Here is a 15,208-nt window from a genome sequence, read left to right as displayed (position 1 = left end):
TGGCGGGAATCATCGAGGGGGCACACTCATGGACAAGACCACCTGTTGCATCGTCGGCGGCGGCCCCGCGGGCACGATGGCCGGTCTCCTACTCGCCAGAGCAGGCGTCGAAGTGACCGTGCTGGAAAAGCATGCCGACTTCCTCCGGGATTTCCGCGGCGATACGGTGCACCCGTCGACGGTGCGACTGATCGACGAACTGGGGCTCGGCGCGAACTTCGCCAGGTTGCCGCGCTCCGAGCTCACCCGGATGTGCATGCACGCGGGCGACCGCATGGTGGTCGCCGCCGATTTCACCCGAATTCCCGGCAAGTACCGGCACATCGCCATGGTGCCGCAATGGGACTTCCTCGACCTGCTCACCAGCGCCGCGGCCGAGGAACCGACCTTCACCCTGCGCATGCGCTCGACCGCGACCGGACTGATCGAGGAGGCGGGCCGGGTGGCAGGCGTGCGCTATCTCGATGCCGACGGCGTCGAACACGCCCTGCGCGCAGATCTCGTGATCGCCTGCGACGGACGCGATTCCGTGACGCGCGAGGCCGCGGGTCTGCGCCCGCGCATGGAGGACGTGCCGATGGACATGTGGTTCTTCCGCATCCCGAAATCGGAGGACGACATCGACGGCGGTGCCGTGCAGGCCCGCTTCACCAACGGCAACTCCGCGGTGGCCATCGACCGCGGCGACTACTACCAGACCGGCTACATCATCGAAAAGGGCTGTGACGCAGAGCTTCGCGCCGCACACGACGTGCGGTGGCTACGCGATCGCGTCACCGAACTGTTCGGCTGGTCCGCCGAGGCGACAGCGGCGATCCGGACCTGGGATGACGTCAAACTGCTCGAGGTGACGGTGGGCATGCTCGACCGGTGGTACGTCCCCGGCCTGCTGTGCATCGGCGATGCCGCGCACACGATGTCACCGGTTGGCGGGGTCGGCGTCAATCTCGCGGTGCAGGACGCCGTCGCGGCCGCGCGCATCCTGGCCCAGCCGCTGCTCGACGGCACCGTGCGGACCGCCGACCTGGAAAAGGTGCAGCGCAGGCGGATGCTGCCCGCGAGCTTCACGCAGCGATCCCAGCGCGGCGAACACGACATGCTCATCACGCCCGCGCTGCGGGGAACCCTGCACACCGCACCCTTGCCGCTGCGTGTTGTCGACGCCGTGCCCGCGCTCGCCGGAATCACCGCTTATCTCGGCGGTATCGGGCTGCGCCCCGAGCACGCGCCGGATTTCGCCCGACGTCCACAGACCGGCGCCGGATCGTCGAACGCGCGGCGCTGATCCGTCCCGGCCCCGCCGGCTGTGGACTTTCCGAACGGGGCCGTAACGGCTAGGTTTGCCGCGACGAACGGGACGAACCGGACCCGGGTGTAGCAGCAGGAGGCTTGCGGGATGAGGATCGGCACTGGGGTCGGGGCGGCACTGCTCGCGATGGGGGTCATCGTGGCGGCAGCCGGGAACGCGCACGCCGAGCCCGCGCCGGTGATCGCCGAGCAGCCGGTCGCGGCGCCTTCGCTGCGCGGCCTCGACAAGGGCGTGAACTACCAGGTGAGCGCCACCGAGGATCGGCGTGCGGTGGTCACCACCATCGACACGGGGCGGTTCCAGCTCGTCCACGACGCGACAGTCGTCGCGATCACCGACGAATCGGGGGCGGTTCTCGCGGCGCTGCCGATGGTCGTGCGGGTCGGTGCGCACGCGGTGCCGCTCACGCCGTCGATCGACGAGCAGGGCACCAGCCTGACCCTCACCCCGATCAGCGAATCGACCACACCGGTGCGCGACATCAGCGCACAGGAACGCTTCTTCGCCGAAACCCAACGCCTGCAACCGAAGATCATCGAAGGCGCCGCCATCGGGGCTGCCATCGGTTTCGTACTCGGCTTCCCGCTCGGCCTGTTCATCCTGGACTTCATCACCGTCCCGGTCGCCACCGTGGCAGGGGCGGCGATCGGCGCGCTCGCCGGGTACGCGCTGGCAGGCGGTCAGCCCGCGATCGACACCGCGCTCGCCTATGTCACCGGGACACCGTGAATCACTGTGTCGGACTGAGAAGTTGGGTGCCGATCACCCGCAGCAGCGCCATCTTCTCCGCCGCGTCGGTGCCGGGACGCGGCAGATAGACCAGCAGTCGCTGGGCGGCGTTCGGGGTGAGCAGGGTTTCGCAGATCGTATCGATCAGGCCGATTTCCGGATGCAGGAACTGTTTGGTGTCGGAGATCCGCACGGCGACCTCGTGTTCGTTCCACAGCTCTTCGAATTCCGCACTGTTGCCGCGTAACTCGCTGATGAAGCCGGTGACCTCCGCATCGTCGGCGCGACGTGCCGCGGTGGCACGCAGATCGGCCACATGGCTGCGGCTCATACGGGCCCAATCCGATTCGGGGAAGAGCGTTCTGGCCGATGGATCGGTGAACCAGCGCCAGGAATAGAAGCGATCGAGACCCCTGCGGGCGCCGTGGTCACCGGCCAGCAGACTGTGCATGCGGTTCTGGACGAGAACCTCGCCGAGATCGGTGATCACGGCGGCGGGGACGTCGTCGAGTTTGTCCAGCATGTGCAGCAGGCCGGGGCCGACGTGCTTGTCGCGCAGCCCGCGGTCCGGGGACGAGTGGCCGCACAGATGGAACAGGTGGTCGCGCTCGTCGGCACTCAGGCGCAGCGCGCGAGCCAGCGCGGTGAGGACCTGGGTGGACGGGCGTGGACCACGCGCCTGTTCGAGGCGGGTGTAGTAGTCGGTCGACATGCCGGTGAGCAGAGCCACCTCGTCGCGTCGCAGACCGGGGGTGCGCCGACGCACGCCGGGCGGCAGGCCCACGTCGGCGGGGGTGAGCAGTTCCCGGTGACGGCGCAGGAAGTCGGCCAGCTCGGATCGGTCCATGTCTCCATGGTGCGCTTCGCGGCGGCGCCCAGCCAGGGACCGGCGATCCCCCGATGAACGATCTCTGCCGCGAGCGGCGCTCGCGGCGCAGGCTCGAAGCATGACGAACTCACAGATTCCCACCGTCGGCCTCGGCGACACCGGTCCCCGCGTCAGCCGCATCGGCCTCGGCGCGATGGGCATGTCCGGGATATACGGCGCCTCCGACGACCGTGAATCGGTCGCGACCCTCCATGCCGCCATCGACGCGGGCATCAACCTCATCGACACCGGTGACTTCTACGGCGCGGGTCACAACGAGATGCTGGTCGGCAAGGCCATCGCCGAACGCGCCCGCGAGGACGTGGTACTCAGCGTGAAATTCGGTGCGCTGCGCGGGCCGGGCGGAACATGGGGCGGCTTCGACGGGCGACCGGCCGCCCTCCGCAACTTCCTCACCTACACACTGACTCGACTCGGTGTCGATCACATCGACGTCTACCGGCCCGCGCGCCTGGATCCCGAGGTGCCGATCGAGGACACCGTCGGCGCGATCGGCGAACTCGTCGAGGCGGGGTACGTGCGGTACATCGGACTCTCCGAGATCGGTGCCGACACACTGCGACGGGCCGCCGCGGTGCACCCGATCGCCGACCTCCAGATCGAGTACTCGCTCATCTCCCGCGGCATCGAAAAGGAAATCCTCCCGGTCGCACGGCAACTCGGCACGGGCATCACCGCCTACGGCGTGCTCTCGCGGGGGCTGCTCAGCGATACCTTCCGCAATGGCGGGCCCGCGACGGCCGGCGACTTCCGTGCCCACAGCCCCCGCTTCCAAGGCGAAAACCTCACCAGGAACTTGCGCTTGGTCGAGGCGCTGGCCGATATCGCTGCCACGAAACAGGTTTCGGTCGCCCAGCTGGCGATCGCCTGGGCACTGAGCCGAGGCGAGGACATCGTGCCGGTCATCGGCGCGCGCAGCCGGACGCGTCTCGACGAGACGCTCGGGGCGCTCGCGATCTCGCTCACGCCCGACGAGCTGGCCGTGATCGAGGCGGCAGCCCCGGCCGACGCCGTCGCGGGCGAGCGGTACGCGGCCGAGCAGATGGCGATGCTCGACAGCGAACGCTGATTTTCGCTGTCCGCCGACCGCGCGTTGCCGCCGGTCTCCGCTACCGTTGACACCAGTAAGTCCGCACGGGTGGGTGGTGATGAGAGTGGTGTTCGACCCGCTGGCCGATATCGAACGCGCCCTGGCCGAACAGGCCGGGTGGACGTGGTTCGACGACTACCTGCTGTACACCTGCGGGGTGGCCGATCTGCTGGCGCGCGGCGAGGTGGGACTGATCCCGCACACGGCGACGCGGGTGCGGATCGAGCCCGGCGAGGTCGGTCTCGCCGAGGGAGCCGTCAACTGGTACACGTGGCGGCCGACCGGCGACGGAAATCGGACCAGGAGCCGGGGGCCCGTCGCCGGTCCGGCCCCGATCGTCGCGGCCGCACAGTTGGGTAATGCGGTCGTGAACCGGACCCGGCGCACTCAGGCAGCGGCCGCCGCGCAACCGCGCTGGGTGGCGGAACGGCCGGGGTCGGTGATGATCTCGGACCGGCGGTTGCATCTCGCCAACCCCGATCGGTCGTTCTCGCTGTACTGGTCCGCGCTCGAGTCCATCGACCTCACCGCGCCGGATCGCGTCGGCTGCCGATTCCCCGACCGAGACGGCAAGTTGCAGCAGATCCAGATCCAAAGCCCGTGGGCGGTATTGCTTTTCGTCACCGCCGCCCTGCGGCACTTTCCGCACCACCCACTGCTGAAGACCGGCACCTGGCTGCCCGCGGGATTCGAGGACAAGTGCCATCTGGCGGGCAAGAAGTGCCCGAAGGTCAGGTAGGCGCGCTGCGGGCACGACCGAACCGCCGGGTGGCGAAACCCGGCGGTCCACCCGACGCGCGCTAGCCGATGCGGGTGAACAACCGGCCGGCCAGGTCCACTCCGATCACCCCGCCGTCCTCGTCGCGGCTGAAGTATCCGCGCTGACCGACGAAAGCCCCTGAGGTGACGATGTATTCGTCACCGGCGCCGGGCAGCAGGCCGACATCGAACGGCGCGTGGTCGGGCGGGAGATCCTGGCCGGCCGCCGCACGCAGCTCCGGCTTGATCCTGACCTCGAGGACCAGACTCGACGGGGTCGCGGTGATGTCGAAAGTCATCGCGTCGATCTCGTAGCGGCCGACCAGTTCCGCGGCCGCCGCGGCGTCGAAGGGCAGCGGTGCCGGGTCGACATCATCGATGCCGAGGTAGTGCGCGAGGACCCAGCGGACGATGCGCTGGTTGCACGCGATGCCATCGGGACCGGCGTTGGCCATCACCACCACCGCGAAGTCGCGTTCGGGGACGAGAAGCAGTTCGGCGAATTGCCCGAAGCCCGAACCGCCGTGGCCGATGGTGCGGACGCCATCGATGTCGCGGACGAACCAGCACTGACCGATCGCGTCGCCGAGCGAACTGGCCCGCAGCTGCACGGTCGGCTCCTGCATGCGGGCGAGCATGTCGGTCGGCAGCACGTCGCTCTTCCCCAGGTGCACGCGCATCCACCGCAACTGATCGGCGACGGTCGTGGCCAGGCCACCGCCGGGATTGTTGGCGCGGTTGCCCTTCCACGGCCGGACGACGCTCATTTCGTGGTCGGCGCCGAGTTCGTGACCGATCGCGAAGCGGCGGGTCATGACATCGGAGAGCTGGAAGACGCTGTTGTCCATACCGACCGGTGCGAGCACGAGGTCGTGGACCGCGCGCTCGAAACTCTGGCCGGTGACAGTTTCGATGACCCGGCCGAGGAGGTTGAAACCGGCCTGACTGTAGGAGGAGCGTTCGCCCGGCTTGCCGATCGGCGGGAGATCACTCAACCGGCGGGCGAACTCGGCGAGCGCGTCGTCACCCTCGCCGGTATCGACGAGGAGGTTCCAGTCCAGGCCCGAGGTGTGGTTGAGCAGGGCCCCGACGGTGATGTCGGTCGAGGCCGTGAATTCCGGAACATACTGCTGAACAGTCGCGTTGAGGTCGATTCGGCCTTCGGCGACCAGCCGCATCAGCGCGGTCGCGGTCACCGGTTTGGTGATGGAGCCGGCGGCGAACAGAGTGTCGGGGGTGATGGGAAGCGGGTTGTCGATGCCGGTGACGCCGTGCGTCGCGAAGATCTCGTGACCGTCGGCGAAAACACCGACGGCTAGGCCGGGGATGCCGAATTCGGTGGCGGTAGCGGCGATGAACTGGGCGAGATCGGACATGGTTCTTCTCCTTGCTTGCTGTTTCAGGAAAGTACGAGGGCCGCGAGGCCGAGGACGGCGCTGCCGAAGACGGTGATGTTGCGCAGCGTCTGCAACGTCCACGTCCAGGCCGGGAAGCCGGATTCGGCGGCCGCGAGCAGTGCGGGAACGTCGATACGGATCAGTTCGGGATCGCCCTTGCGGTGGAACGCGGCGCGCACCGAGCGCACGGCGGTGTGATTGCTGTAGACGATGACGCTGTTGCCGAGCAGAACCAGCGTCAACAGCACCCAGTTCAGCGGCCGGGCGACGGCCAGGTCAGCGAGGTTGACGCCGGCGAGCGCGATCATGATCGCGGCGACGCTCAGTGGCGCGGCACTCTCGTGGCCACTGGCGTCGAACCGCATGCCGTTCTCGGTGAGCGCGGTGGTGCGCACCCCCTGTCTGGCCAGCTCGGACTCGGCGGTGACCATGGCGGCCGCGCCGTAGCGATTGCGCACGAACGGCATGCTCACGAACGCGGCGGCGATGGCGAGGTCGATGGTGGCGAGGAAGACATTCATGCTGGTCGATCCCTTCTTGAACTTTGTAAAAGTAGCGTAGCGGTCTACTTGAACTAAGTGCAAGAGATTTCTTGAACTTTGTGAAAGTGCCAGGTGAACCCCTATGGTCTAGGCATGCCGCGTGAGACATTGACCCGCGAACAAATCGTCGCCACCGCGATCGACCTGCTCGACGAAGAGGGACTCGACGGGCTGAACATGCGCAGCCTCGGCAAGCGGCTCGATTCCGCACCGACCGCGATGTACTGGCATGTGAAGAACAAGGACAACCTGATTCGCCTCGCCGCCGACGAGATCTGGGGCGAAATCACCCTGCCCGATCCCGACTCGCTCGACTGGCGCGCGGCCGCCGAACAGCTGGCCCGCGGGTTGTACACAACCATCACCAGGCATCCCTGGCTGGCGCAGGCGCAGTCGAGCTACCTGCTCTACGGGCCGAACAAGGCTCGCCACGACGAGGTCGCACTGACGGTGTACGAGAACGCCGGGTTCGTCGACGACGCGGCCGACCAAGCGATGGGGTCGGTGTTCACGCTGATCCTCGGCAGTGCCGCCGGCGCCGCGGCCGATGTGTCACTGCGGCGACGGCTCGGGCGCGGAGATCGCGATCCGGCGGTAGAACTCCAGGCCGCGCTCGACGAGGCAGGCGAGATCGCCCTGCCGTATCCGCGGCTGCGAGCCCGGCTCGAGCGCGCCGACACGGAAACCCTCACGGCCGTGGGGAGTTTCGAGTTCGGGCTCGCCGCATTGCTCGACGGGCTCACGCAGAGACGGCCGAGCTAGCCCGAGACAGACTCAGTCCGGCATCGGCTACTCCGAACCACGTTGCAGTGGGCTACTTCTGGCGCGCACGGTAGGCGGCGACGGCGTTGCGGTTGCCGCATGCGGTGCTGCAATAGCGGCGGGAACGGTTGCGGGACAAGTCGAGTACCAGTCCCGCACAGTCCGCGTCGGCGCAGATCGAGAGTCTGCTCAGGTCGTCGGCGCGGATCAGATCGATCATCGCCATCGCGGTTTCGACGGCGATGCGGACCGGAAGTGGGGCTTGCGGCGGGACCGCGTGCACGTGATAGTCGACGTCGCCGTGGCGGACCAACTGCGGTACGGCGCGGTGCCCGGCGAGAGTCTCGTTCACGAGCGTGACGGCGGTATCACGGTCGCTGGTGAGCATCGCGCGCAGCGGCGCGCGCAGGGCCCGGACAGCGGTCAGTTCGGCCGCGTCGCCGGTGTGCGCGCCCGTGTAGACGTGTCGTTCGAAGAACTCGGCGAGCTGAGCTGTCTCGGTCAAGGTGTCGGGGTCTTCGGCGGAATTGACCAGTTCGACCGCCGCCAGCAGGGCCGCCTCGGTGTCATGAGCAAAAACCACATTGACATATTACCGCAGGCTCCTTACCGTCATTAGTCATGGTGACTTTGACTCATGACAGCGCGATCCGGATGCGGTCCGGACTGCTGCTCGCGCTGGCGTCGGCCACCTCGTTCGGGCTGTCCGGTCCACTCGCGCGTGGGCTGATGAACGCGGGCTGGAGCGCCGCCGCCGTTGTCGCCGCGCGCGTGCTGCTGGCCGGGGTGGTTCTCGTGCCGCTCGCCCTCCCCCACCTGCGGGGAAACTGGAAACTGTTGCGCACCAACGCTAATCTCATCGTCGCGTACGGCCTGGTCGCCGTGGCGGGCACCCAGCTCGCCTACTTCAACGCCGTCGCGCACATGGAAGTCGGCGCCGCGCTGCTGATCGAATACACCGCGCCGATCGTCGTGGTGGGCTGGTTGTGGGTGCGCCACCGGCAACAGCCCGGCGCGGCCACCATCGCGGGCGCGGTCCTCGGAATCACCGGCCTGCTGCTCGTGCTCGATGTGACCTCCGGCCTGTCGACCGACCCGATCGGCATCGCCTGGGCGCTGGCGGCGATGCTCGGCGCCGCGGCCTATTTCGTCCTCTCCGCCCAGGGCGGGGACCTCCCCGGCACCGTTCTGGCCTGCGGCGGACTCCTGATCGGCGGCCTCACCCTGATCCTGGCGGGCGCCCTCGGCATCGTCCCCCTGCACGCCACCACCCACCGGGTCGCCTTCGCCGACTTCACCACCCCCTGGTGGATCCCCATCCTCGTCATCGGCATCGTCACCGCCGCCATCGCCTACGTCACCGGCATCGCCGCCACCCGCCGCCTCGGCTCCCGCCTGGCCTCCTTCGTAGCCCTCACCGAGGTCCTCGCCGCCCTGATCTTCGCCTGGATCCTCCTCGCCGAAGCCCCCCGCCCGATCCAGCTACTCGGCGGCGCGTTGATCCTCATCGGAGTCGTCTCCGTCCGCCTCGGCGAGCCCACCGCGCCCGCGCTCGGCGACCCCGAGACACCGGCAGACACCCCGACGGAGCTCCCGCGGACTCGGACCGAGCAAGGATCCTGACCGTCGACAGAACCCGATTCACCAGCGGTAGTCGAGGAATTTGCCGTCCAGGGTGATGACGACGCGGTCGCCGTCGGGGTGGGGGCGGCGGGCTATGTCGATGTTGAAGTTGATGGCGCTCATGATGCCGTCGCCGAATTCCTCGTGGATGAGTTCCTTGAGGGCGGGGCCGTAGACCGAGACGGCTTCCACGAGGCGGTAGATGGTGGGGTCGGACAGTGTCGCCGGGTCGGCGCCGCGGGAGGGTTGCAGACGCAGGCTTTCGGCGACGGTGTCGTCGAGGTCCAGCAGGGTGCAGACGGCGGCGGCCTGTTCCTCGGTCATCGGGTGCTGGCCGAGCAGGGCTGCCGTCGTCCAGACCACGGGTGCGCCGATCGATTCCGCGATGCCCGCCCACGTCATACCCTTGCGGATACGAGCGGCGACGATGAGGTCGGCGGCGGCGGACTTGCTCAGGATCGGTTGCATGCAGGGGCTCCTAGGGTCGGGGTCGCAGCCAGCCTGCCATTCGGAGGCACTCGCCGCCATAGTGGAATACCACTATTTACGTGGGAGCAACGTCCGGTGACCGCGAGGCAACCTCGACAGCGAAAACTCCTGCGCTAGAGCCACTACGAAGGGTTTTCCATGTCCTATCTCACACCGGCGGACTTCGTCGAGAAGATGATCGACGCGGGCGAGGCCAAAGCCTTCATGTCCACCCGCGACACCGTGATCCGCGCCTACATGGCGGGCGCGATCCTCGCCCTCGCCGCCGCGTTCGCCGTGACCATCACCGTGAACACCGGCGAACCACTACTCGGAGCCGTGCTCTTCCCGGTCGGGTTCTGCATGCTCTACCTGCTCGGATTCGACTTGCTCACCGGCGTTTTCACGCTGGTTCCGCTGGCCCTGATCGACAAACGACGCGGCGTCACGGTGCGCACGATGCTGCGCAACTGGGGACTGGTGTTCGTCGGCAACTTCGCGGGCGCGTTCACCGTCGCGGTGATGATGGCCATCATCCTCACCATGGGTTTCTCCGTCGACCCCAGCGCCGTCGGCGAGAAGCTCGGTGAGATCGGCGAATCCAGAACCCTCGGCTACGCCGAACACGGAGCCGCGGGCATGCTCACCCTGTTCATCCGCGCCGTGCTGTGCAACTGGATGGTCTCCACCGGCGTGGTCGCCGCCATGATGTCGACCTCGGTGTCGGGCAAGGTGATCGCGATGTGGATGCCCATCATGCTGTTCTTCTACATGGGCTTCGAACACTCCATCGTCAACATGTTCCTGTTCCCCTCCGGCCTGCTCCTGGGCGGCGACTTCTCCCTCGGCGACTACCTCGTATGGAACGAAATCCCCACCGTCCTCGGCAATCTCGTAGGCGGGCTCACCTTCGTCGGCCTGACCCTCTACGCCACCCACGCCCGCACCGCCCCGTCACGCCGGCCCGCCGAATCGGCAGTGGACTAGAGCTCCTCCGACGCCCGCAGGGTTGGGTCCGGGTACTCGTACGCCGAGCGAATCCACTCGACCCTGGGGCGGCCACCCGCACCGTCGAACTCGAGGAAAACCGCGTGCCGGTATCCGAGTTGCTCGATGAACGCACAGAGTTTGATGTAATCGCCTTCGCGTGCCCGCGCTGAAACGCGCCCCTTCTTGGCTTCCAGCACAAGGATATTGCCACGTTTCGAACCACTGTACGGTTCGTGCACGATCAAGTCCGGTACCACGAAGCTGACATCGTCGAGCCCCGCGCGCGCCAATCGCAGCTGCTTCCGCACCATCGAGAATTCTAAATTCGTGACACGATCGTATTCGACATCCGCGCGCCACTTCCCGGGCAGAACCGACAATCGCTGATTCAGCGCGGATGCGATGTGCGCCACCACAGTTCGCTCGTGAACGGCATCCACGACCAGATCCGGACAGTCCGCCCACACCTGCTTGATCGCGCCACGGACCATGTCCTCGATCGACAGGGCCTCTGCGGTTTCGGGCATACCGAGATGGTCTCACCCCACACCGACACAGAAACGACGAACGCCCCGCTCCAAGAAGGAACGGGGCGTTCGGGTTACTGCTTAGCGGTAGTCGCTGAAGCCGTAGTCGTCCAACGGCACCGCTGCGCCGGTGGAGGAGCCGAAGCTGTCCGGGGAGTAGTAGGTGTCGTCGTAGGACGGCACCGCGTACGCCGCGGCACGGGCTTCTTCGGTCGGCTGCACCTGGATGTTGCGGTAACGGTTGATACCGGTACCGGCCGGGATGAGCTTACCGATGATCACGTTCTCCTTCAGGCCGATCAGCTTGTCGGAGCGGCAGTTGATCGCCGCGTCCGTCAGCACTCGGGTGGTCTCCTGGAAGGAAGCCGCCGACAGCCACGAATCGGTGGCCAGCGACGCCTTGGTGATACCCATCAGCACGGGACGGCCCGAGGCCGGCTCGCGGCCTTCGGCCACCACGCGACGGTTCGAGTTCTCGAACTCGGCGCGCTCGGTGAGCGAGCCGGGCAGGAACTCGGTCGCACCCGAATCGATGATCGTCACACGACGCAGCATCTGGCGAACGATGACCTCGATGTGCTTGTCGTGGATCGACACACCCTGCGAGCGGTAGACCTCCTGGACCTCGTGGACCAGGTGGACCTGCACCTGACGGGGACCCATCACGCGCAGCACCTCGTGCGGATCGGCAGCGCCCTCGAGCAGCTGCTGACCCACCTCCACGTGGTCACCGTCGGCCAGCAGACGCTCGGAGCCGTCGTCGTGCTTGAACACCCGCAGACGCTGACGCTTCGAGAGCTTGTCGTAGACGACTTCCTCCGACCCGTCATCAGGGATGATCGTGATCTTGTAGAAGCGGTCGTCGTCCTCGAGACGCACCCGGCCCGAGACCTCCGCGATCGGCGCCTTGCCCTTGGGGACACGGGCCTCGAAGAGCTCCTGAACACGCGGCAGACCACCGGTGATGTCGTCGCCTGCGACACCACCCTGGTGGAAGGTACGCATGGTCAGCTGGGTACCGGGCTCACCGATGGACTGGGCCGCGACGATGCCGACGGCCTCGCCGATATCGACCAGCTTGCCGGTGGCCATCGAACGGCCGTAGCAGGTGGCACAGACGCCGGTGCCGGTGGTGCAGGTCAGCACGGAGCGGACCTTCACCTCGGTGATACCGGCCGCGAGCAGCGCGTCGAGCGCGGGGTCGCCGAGGTCGGCGCCCTTCGACACGATGACATTGCCCTTGGCATCCACCGCGTCGGACGCGAGCGTCCGGGCATAGGTGGAGGTCTCGACGTGCGCGTCACGGATGATCGTGCCGTCGGCCAGCTTCTCCGCGATCGGCACCAGGATGCCGCGTTCGGTGCCACAGTCCTCTTCGCGGACGATGACGTCCTGCGACACATCGACCAGACGACGGGTCAGGTAACCCGAGTCGGCGGTACGAAGCGCCGTGTCGGCCAGACCCTTACGAGCACCGTGGGTGTTGATGAAGTACTCGAGCACGGTCAGGCCCTCACGGAACGAGGACTTGATCGGGCGCGGGATGAACTCACCCTTCGGGTTCGTCACCAGGCCCTTCATACCCGCGAGGGTACGGGTCTGGGTGAAGTTACCCGTGGCGCCGGAGTCGACGATCGTGATGATCGGGTTGTCAGGCGGGTAGTGGGTACGCAGCGCGGCGCCCACTTCCTCGGTGGCTTCCTGCCAGATCTTGACCAGGGCGTTGTTGCGCTCGGAGTGATCGAGCGCGCCACGCTGGTACTTCTTCTCGATCAGGTCCGCCATCGACTCGTAGCGTTCCATGATCTCGGGCTTCTCCGGCGGAACGAGCACGTCCGACATGGAGACGGTGACACCCGAACGCGTGGCCCAGTAGAAGCCGGCGTCCTTGAGCTTGTCGACGGTCTGCGCGACGACGATCATCGGGTAGCGCTCGGCCAGATCGTTGATGATCGTGGCCTGACGCTTCTTCGGCATCGGCTCGTTGATGAACGCGTAGTCCGCCGGGAGCAGATCGTTGAAGATCACGCGACCCAGCGTGGTCTCGGCCAGCCACGCTTCGCCGCGCTTCCAGCCGTCCGGGAACAGCTCGTTCTCGATATCCCGCGGCGGGCGCTGCTCGGTCAGCCGCACCTTGATGGTGGACCGCACGGTCAGCTCGCCACGATCGACGGCCATCTGTGCCTCGGCGGGCGAGGAGAACACGCCGTACTCCGGCTCGTCCTTGGCGGCGGCCTTGTAGGTGCCGACACCGTTCTCGTCGAGACGGGTCAGGTAGAACAAGCCCGTCACCATGTCCAGACGCGGCATCGCCAGCGGGCGACCCGACGCCGGGGACAGGATGTTGTTCGACGACAGCATCAGGATGCGTGCCTCGGCCTGCGCCTCCGCGGACAGCGGAAGGTGCACGGCCATCTGGTCACCGTCGAAGTCGGCGTTGAACGCCTCACAGACGAGCGGGTGCAGCTGAATGGCCTTGCCTTCGACCAGCTGGGGCTCGAAGGCCTGGATGCCGAGGCGGTGCAGGGTGGGCGCGCGGTTCAGCAGCACAGGGTGCTCGGCGATGACCTCTTCGAGGACATCCCACACCTGTGCGCGCTGACGCTCGACCATCCGCTTGGCGGACTTGATGTTCTGCGCGTGGTTGAGATCGACCAGACGCTTCATGACGAACGGCTTGAACAGCTCGAGCGCCATCAGCTTCGGCAGACCACACTGGTGCAGCTTGAGCTGCGGACCGACCACGATGACCGAACGGCCCGAGTAGTCGACGCGCTTGCCGAGCAGGTTCTGACGGAAACGACCCTGCTTGCCCTTGAGCAGGTCGCTCAGGGACTTCAGCGGGCGGTTACCCGGTCCGGTGACCGGACGGCCACGACGGCCGTTGTCGAACAGTGCGTCGACCGACTCCTGCAGCATCCGCTTCTCGTTGTTGACGATGATCTCGGGCGCACCCAGATCGATCAGTCGCTTGAGGCGGTTGTTGCGGTTGATCACGCGGCGGTACAGGTCGTTCAGGTCGGAGGTGGCGAAACGGCCACCGTCGAGCTGGACCATCGGGCGCAGCTCCGGCGGGATCACCGGAACAGCGTCGAGCACCATGCCCATGGGCGAGTTGCCGTTGGTCTGGAAGGCCGCGACGACCTTCAGACGCTTGAGCGCGCGCAGCTTCTTCTGACCCTTGCCGGAGCGAATGGTCTCGCGCAGGCTCTCGGCCTCGGCGTTGATGTCGAAGTTCTCCATCAGCTTCTGGATGGACTCCGCACCCATGGCGCCGGTGAAGTACTCGCCGTAGCGGTCGACGAGCTCGCGGTAGAGCACCTCGTCGACGATGAGCTGCTTGACCGACAGCTTGGTGAAGGTCGTCCAGATCTCGTCGAGGCGGTCCAGCTCACGCTGCGAGCGGTCGCGCAGCTGACGCATTTCGCGCTCGCCGCCGTCCTTGACCTTGCGACGCACGTCGGACTTGGCGCCCTCGGCTTCCAGCTCGGCCAGATCGGCTTCGAGCTTCTGCGCGCGGGCCTCGAGGTCGGCGTCGCGCTGATCGGCGACAGCCTTCTTCTCGACCTCCATCTCGGCTTCGAGCGTGGAGAGCTCGTTGTGACGCAGCTCCTCGTCGACGCCGACGATGACGTAGGCGGCGAAGTAGATGATCTTCTCGAGATCCTTCGGCGCCAGGTCGAGCAGGTAGCCCAAGCGCGACGGAACGCCCTTGAAGTACCAGATGTGAGTAACCGGAGCGGCCAGCTCGATGTGGCCCATCCGCTCACGACGCACCTTGGCGCGAGTCACCTCGACGCCACAGCGCTCACAGATGATGCCCTTGAAGCGGACACGCTTGTACTTGCCGCAGTAGCACTCCCAGTCCCGGGTGGGACCGAAGATCTTCTCGCAGAAGAGCCCGTCCTTCTCCGGCTTGAGCGTGCGGTAGTTGATGGTCTCCGGCTTCTTCACCTCGCCGAAAGACCACTGGCGGATGTCATCGGCGGAGGCAAGGCCGATCCGGAGTTCATCGAAGAAGTTGACGTCTAGCACGTAACTTCCTTTCCCCTGTTCGGGTCGAATTCGAGCAAAAGTTCACTAGTTGTCGAGCGCGGTGCGCGGCGCGGTCGCTTCCACAGCG

Annotated in this window: 14 protein-coding genes; 7 read left to right on the top strand and 7 right to left on the bottom strand. The window is 66.8% G+C overall.

The features are described from left to right. Positions 1-28: 28 nt before the first annotated feature. The gene (locus ACFVVI_RS14395) at positions 29-1,285 is read left to right on the top strand and encodes an FAD-dependent oxidoreductase (RefSeq protein ID WP_387445719.1); all 1,257 of its coding nucleotides are present in this window, start codon (positions 29-31) and stop codon (positions 1,283-1,285) included. Positions 1,286-1,396: 111 nt separating this feature from the next. Beyond that, positions 1,397-2,038 (top strand): hypothetical protein, encoded by a 642-nt coding sequence (locus tag ACFVVI_RS14390; protein WP_387445718.1) that lies wholly within the window; start codon positions 1,397-1,399, stop codon positions 2,036-2,038. Between the two features lies 1 nt (position 2,039). Here the strand turns inward: ACFVVI_RS14390 and ACFVVI_RS14385 are convergent, their stop codons facing one another. Then, positions 2,040-2,885 carry a helix-turn-helix transcriptional regulator gene (locus ACFVVI_RS14385; protein ID WP_379313626.1) on the bottom strand — a complete coding sequence of 282 codons (846 nt, stop codon included), beginning with the start codon at positions 2,883-2,885 and terminating at the stop codon, positions 2,040-2,042. A gap of 100 nt (positions 2,886-2,985) precedes the next feature. Between ACFVVI_RS14385 and ACFVVI_RS14380 the strand changes: the two genes are divergently transcribed. Together ACFVVI_RS14380 and ACFVVI_RS14375 are read left to right on the top strand one after the other, a co-directional pair. Then, positions 2,986-3,996 (top strand): aldo/keto reductase, encoded by a 1,011-nt coding sequence (locus tag ACFVVI_RS14380; protein WP_387445717.1) that lies wholly within the window; start codon positions 2,986-2,988, stop codon positions 3,994-3,996. A 79-nt stretch (positions 3,997-4,075) separates the two neighbouring features. Further along, complete coding sequence (locus ACFVVI_RS14375) at positions 4,076-4,756, top strand: hypothetical protein (protein ID WP_379313628.1); 681 nt, start codon at positions 4,076-4,078, stop codon at positions 4,754-4,756. A gap of 61 nt (positions 4,757-4,817) precedes the next feature. Here the strand turns inward: ACFVVI_RS14375 and ACFVVI_RS14370 are convergent, their stop codons facing one another. Together ACFVVI_RS14370 and ACFVVI_RS14365 are read right to left on the bottom strand one after the other, a co-directional pair. Further along, positions 4,818-6,152, bottom strand: a complete 1,335-nt coding sequence (locus tag ACFVVI_RS14370; RefSeq protein WP_387445716.1) for a serine hydrolase domain-containing protein — start codon at positions 6,150-6,152, stop codon at positions 4,818-4,820. 23 nt (positions 6,153-6,175) lie between these two features. Next, positions 6,176-6,694 carry a hypothetical protein gene (locus ACFVVI_RS14365; RefSeq protein ID WP_378990945.1) on the bottom strand — a complete coding sequence of 173 codons (519 nt, stop codon included), beginning with the start codon at positions 6,692-6,694 and terminating at the stop codon, positions 6,176-6,178. 114 nt (positions 6,695-6,808) lie between these two features. Here ACFVVI_RS14365 and ACFVVI_RS14360 point away from each other — a divergent pair, with 114 nt between their 5' ends. Next, positions 6,809-7,477: a TetR/AcrR family transcriptional regulator C-terminal domain-containing protein gene (locus ACFVVI_RS14360; protein ID WP_379313630.1), complete on the top strand. Its 669-nt coding sequence runs from the start codon at positions 6,809-6,811 to the stop codon at positions 7,475-7,477. A gap of 52 nt (positions 7,478-7,529) precedes the next feature. Here the strand turns inward: ACFVVI_RS14360 and ACFVVI_RS14355 are convergent, their stop codons facing one another. Beyond that, positions 7,530-8,060, bottom strand: coding sequence for a CGNR zinc finger domain-containing protein (locus ACFVVI_RS14355; protein ID WP_387445715.1), 531 nt, complete (start codon positions 8,058-8,060; stop codon positions 7,530-7,532). 38 nt (positions 8,061-8,098) lie between these two features. Between ACFVVI_RS14355 and ACFVVI_RS14350 the strand changes: the two genes are divergently transcribed. After that, on the top strand, positions 8,099-9,100 hold the full coding sequence (locus ACFVVI_RS14350; RefSeq protein ID WP_387445714.1) for a DMT family transporter: 1,002 nt from the start codon (positions 8,099-8,101) through the stop codon (positions 9,098-9,100). 18 nt (positions 9,101-9,118) lie between these two features. Here ACFVVI_RS14350 and cynS read toward each other — a convergent pair whose 3' ends face one another. After that, positions 9,119-9,568: a cyanase gene (cynS, locus tag ACFVVI_RS14345; RefSeq protein WP_378990954.1), complete on the bottom strand. Its 450-nt coding sequence runs from the start codon at positions 9,566-9,568 to the stop codon at positions 9,119-9,121. A gap of 159 nt (positions 9,569-9,727) precedes the next feature. Between cynS and ACFVVI_RS14340 the strand changes: the two genes are divergently transcribed. Then, entirely contained in the window at positions 9,728-10,555 is an 828-nt protein-coding gene (locus tag ACFVVI_RS14340) for a formate/nitrite transporter family protein (RefSeq protein ID WP_378990956.1), read from the top strand. Here ACFVVI_RS14340 and ACFVVI_RS14335 read toward each other — a convergent pair. Both ACFVVI_RS14335 and ACFVVI_RS14330 read right to left on the bottom strand, forming a co-directional pair. Further along, positions 10,552-11,085 carry a hypothetical protein gene (locus tag ACFVVI_RS14335; RefSeq protein WP_387445713.1) on the bottom strand — a complete coding sequence of 178 codons (534 nt, stop codon included), beginning with the start codon at positions 11,083-11,085 and terminating at the stop codon, positions 10,552-10,554. The two genes, ACFVVI_RS14340 and ACFVVI_RS14335, sit on opposite strands and share 4 nt — an antisense overlap. An 81-nt stretch (positions 11,086-11,166) precedes the next feature. Then, positions 11,167-15,120: a DNA-directed RNA polymerase subunit beta' gene (locus ACFVVI_RS14330; protein ID WP_378990960.1), complete on the bottom strand. Its 3,954-nt coding sequence runs from the start codon at positions 15,118-15,120 to the stop codon at positions 11,167-11,169. Positions 15,121-15,208: the final 88 nt, after the last annotated feature.

It is taken from the genome of Nocardia sp. NPDC058114 (assembly GCF_042884695.1).
Lineage (GTDB): Bacteria > Actinomycetota > Actinomycetes > Mycobacteriales > Mycobacteriaceae > Nocardia.
The sequence above is the reverse complement of the archived record's forward strand: the minus strand, read 5'-3'. Positions and strand labels throughout refer to the sequence as shown.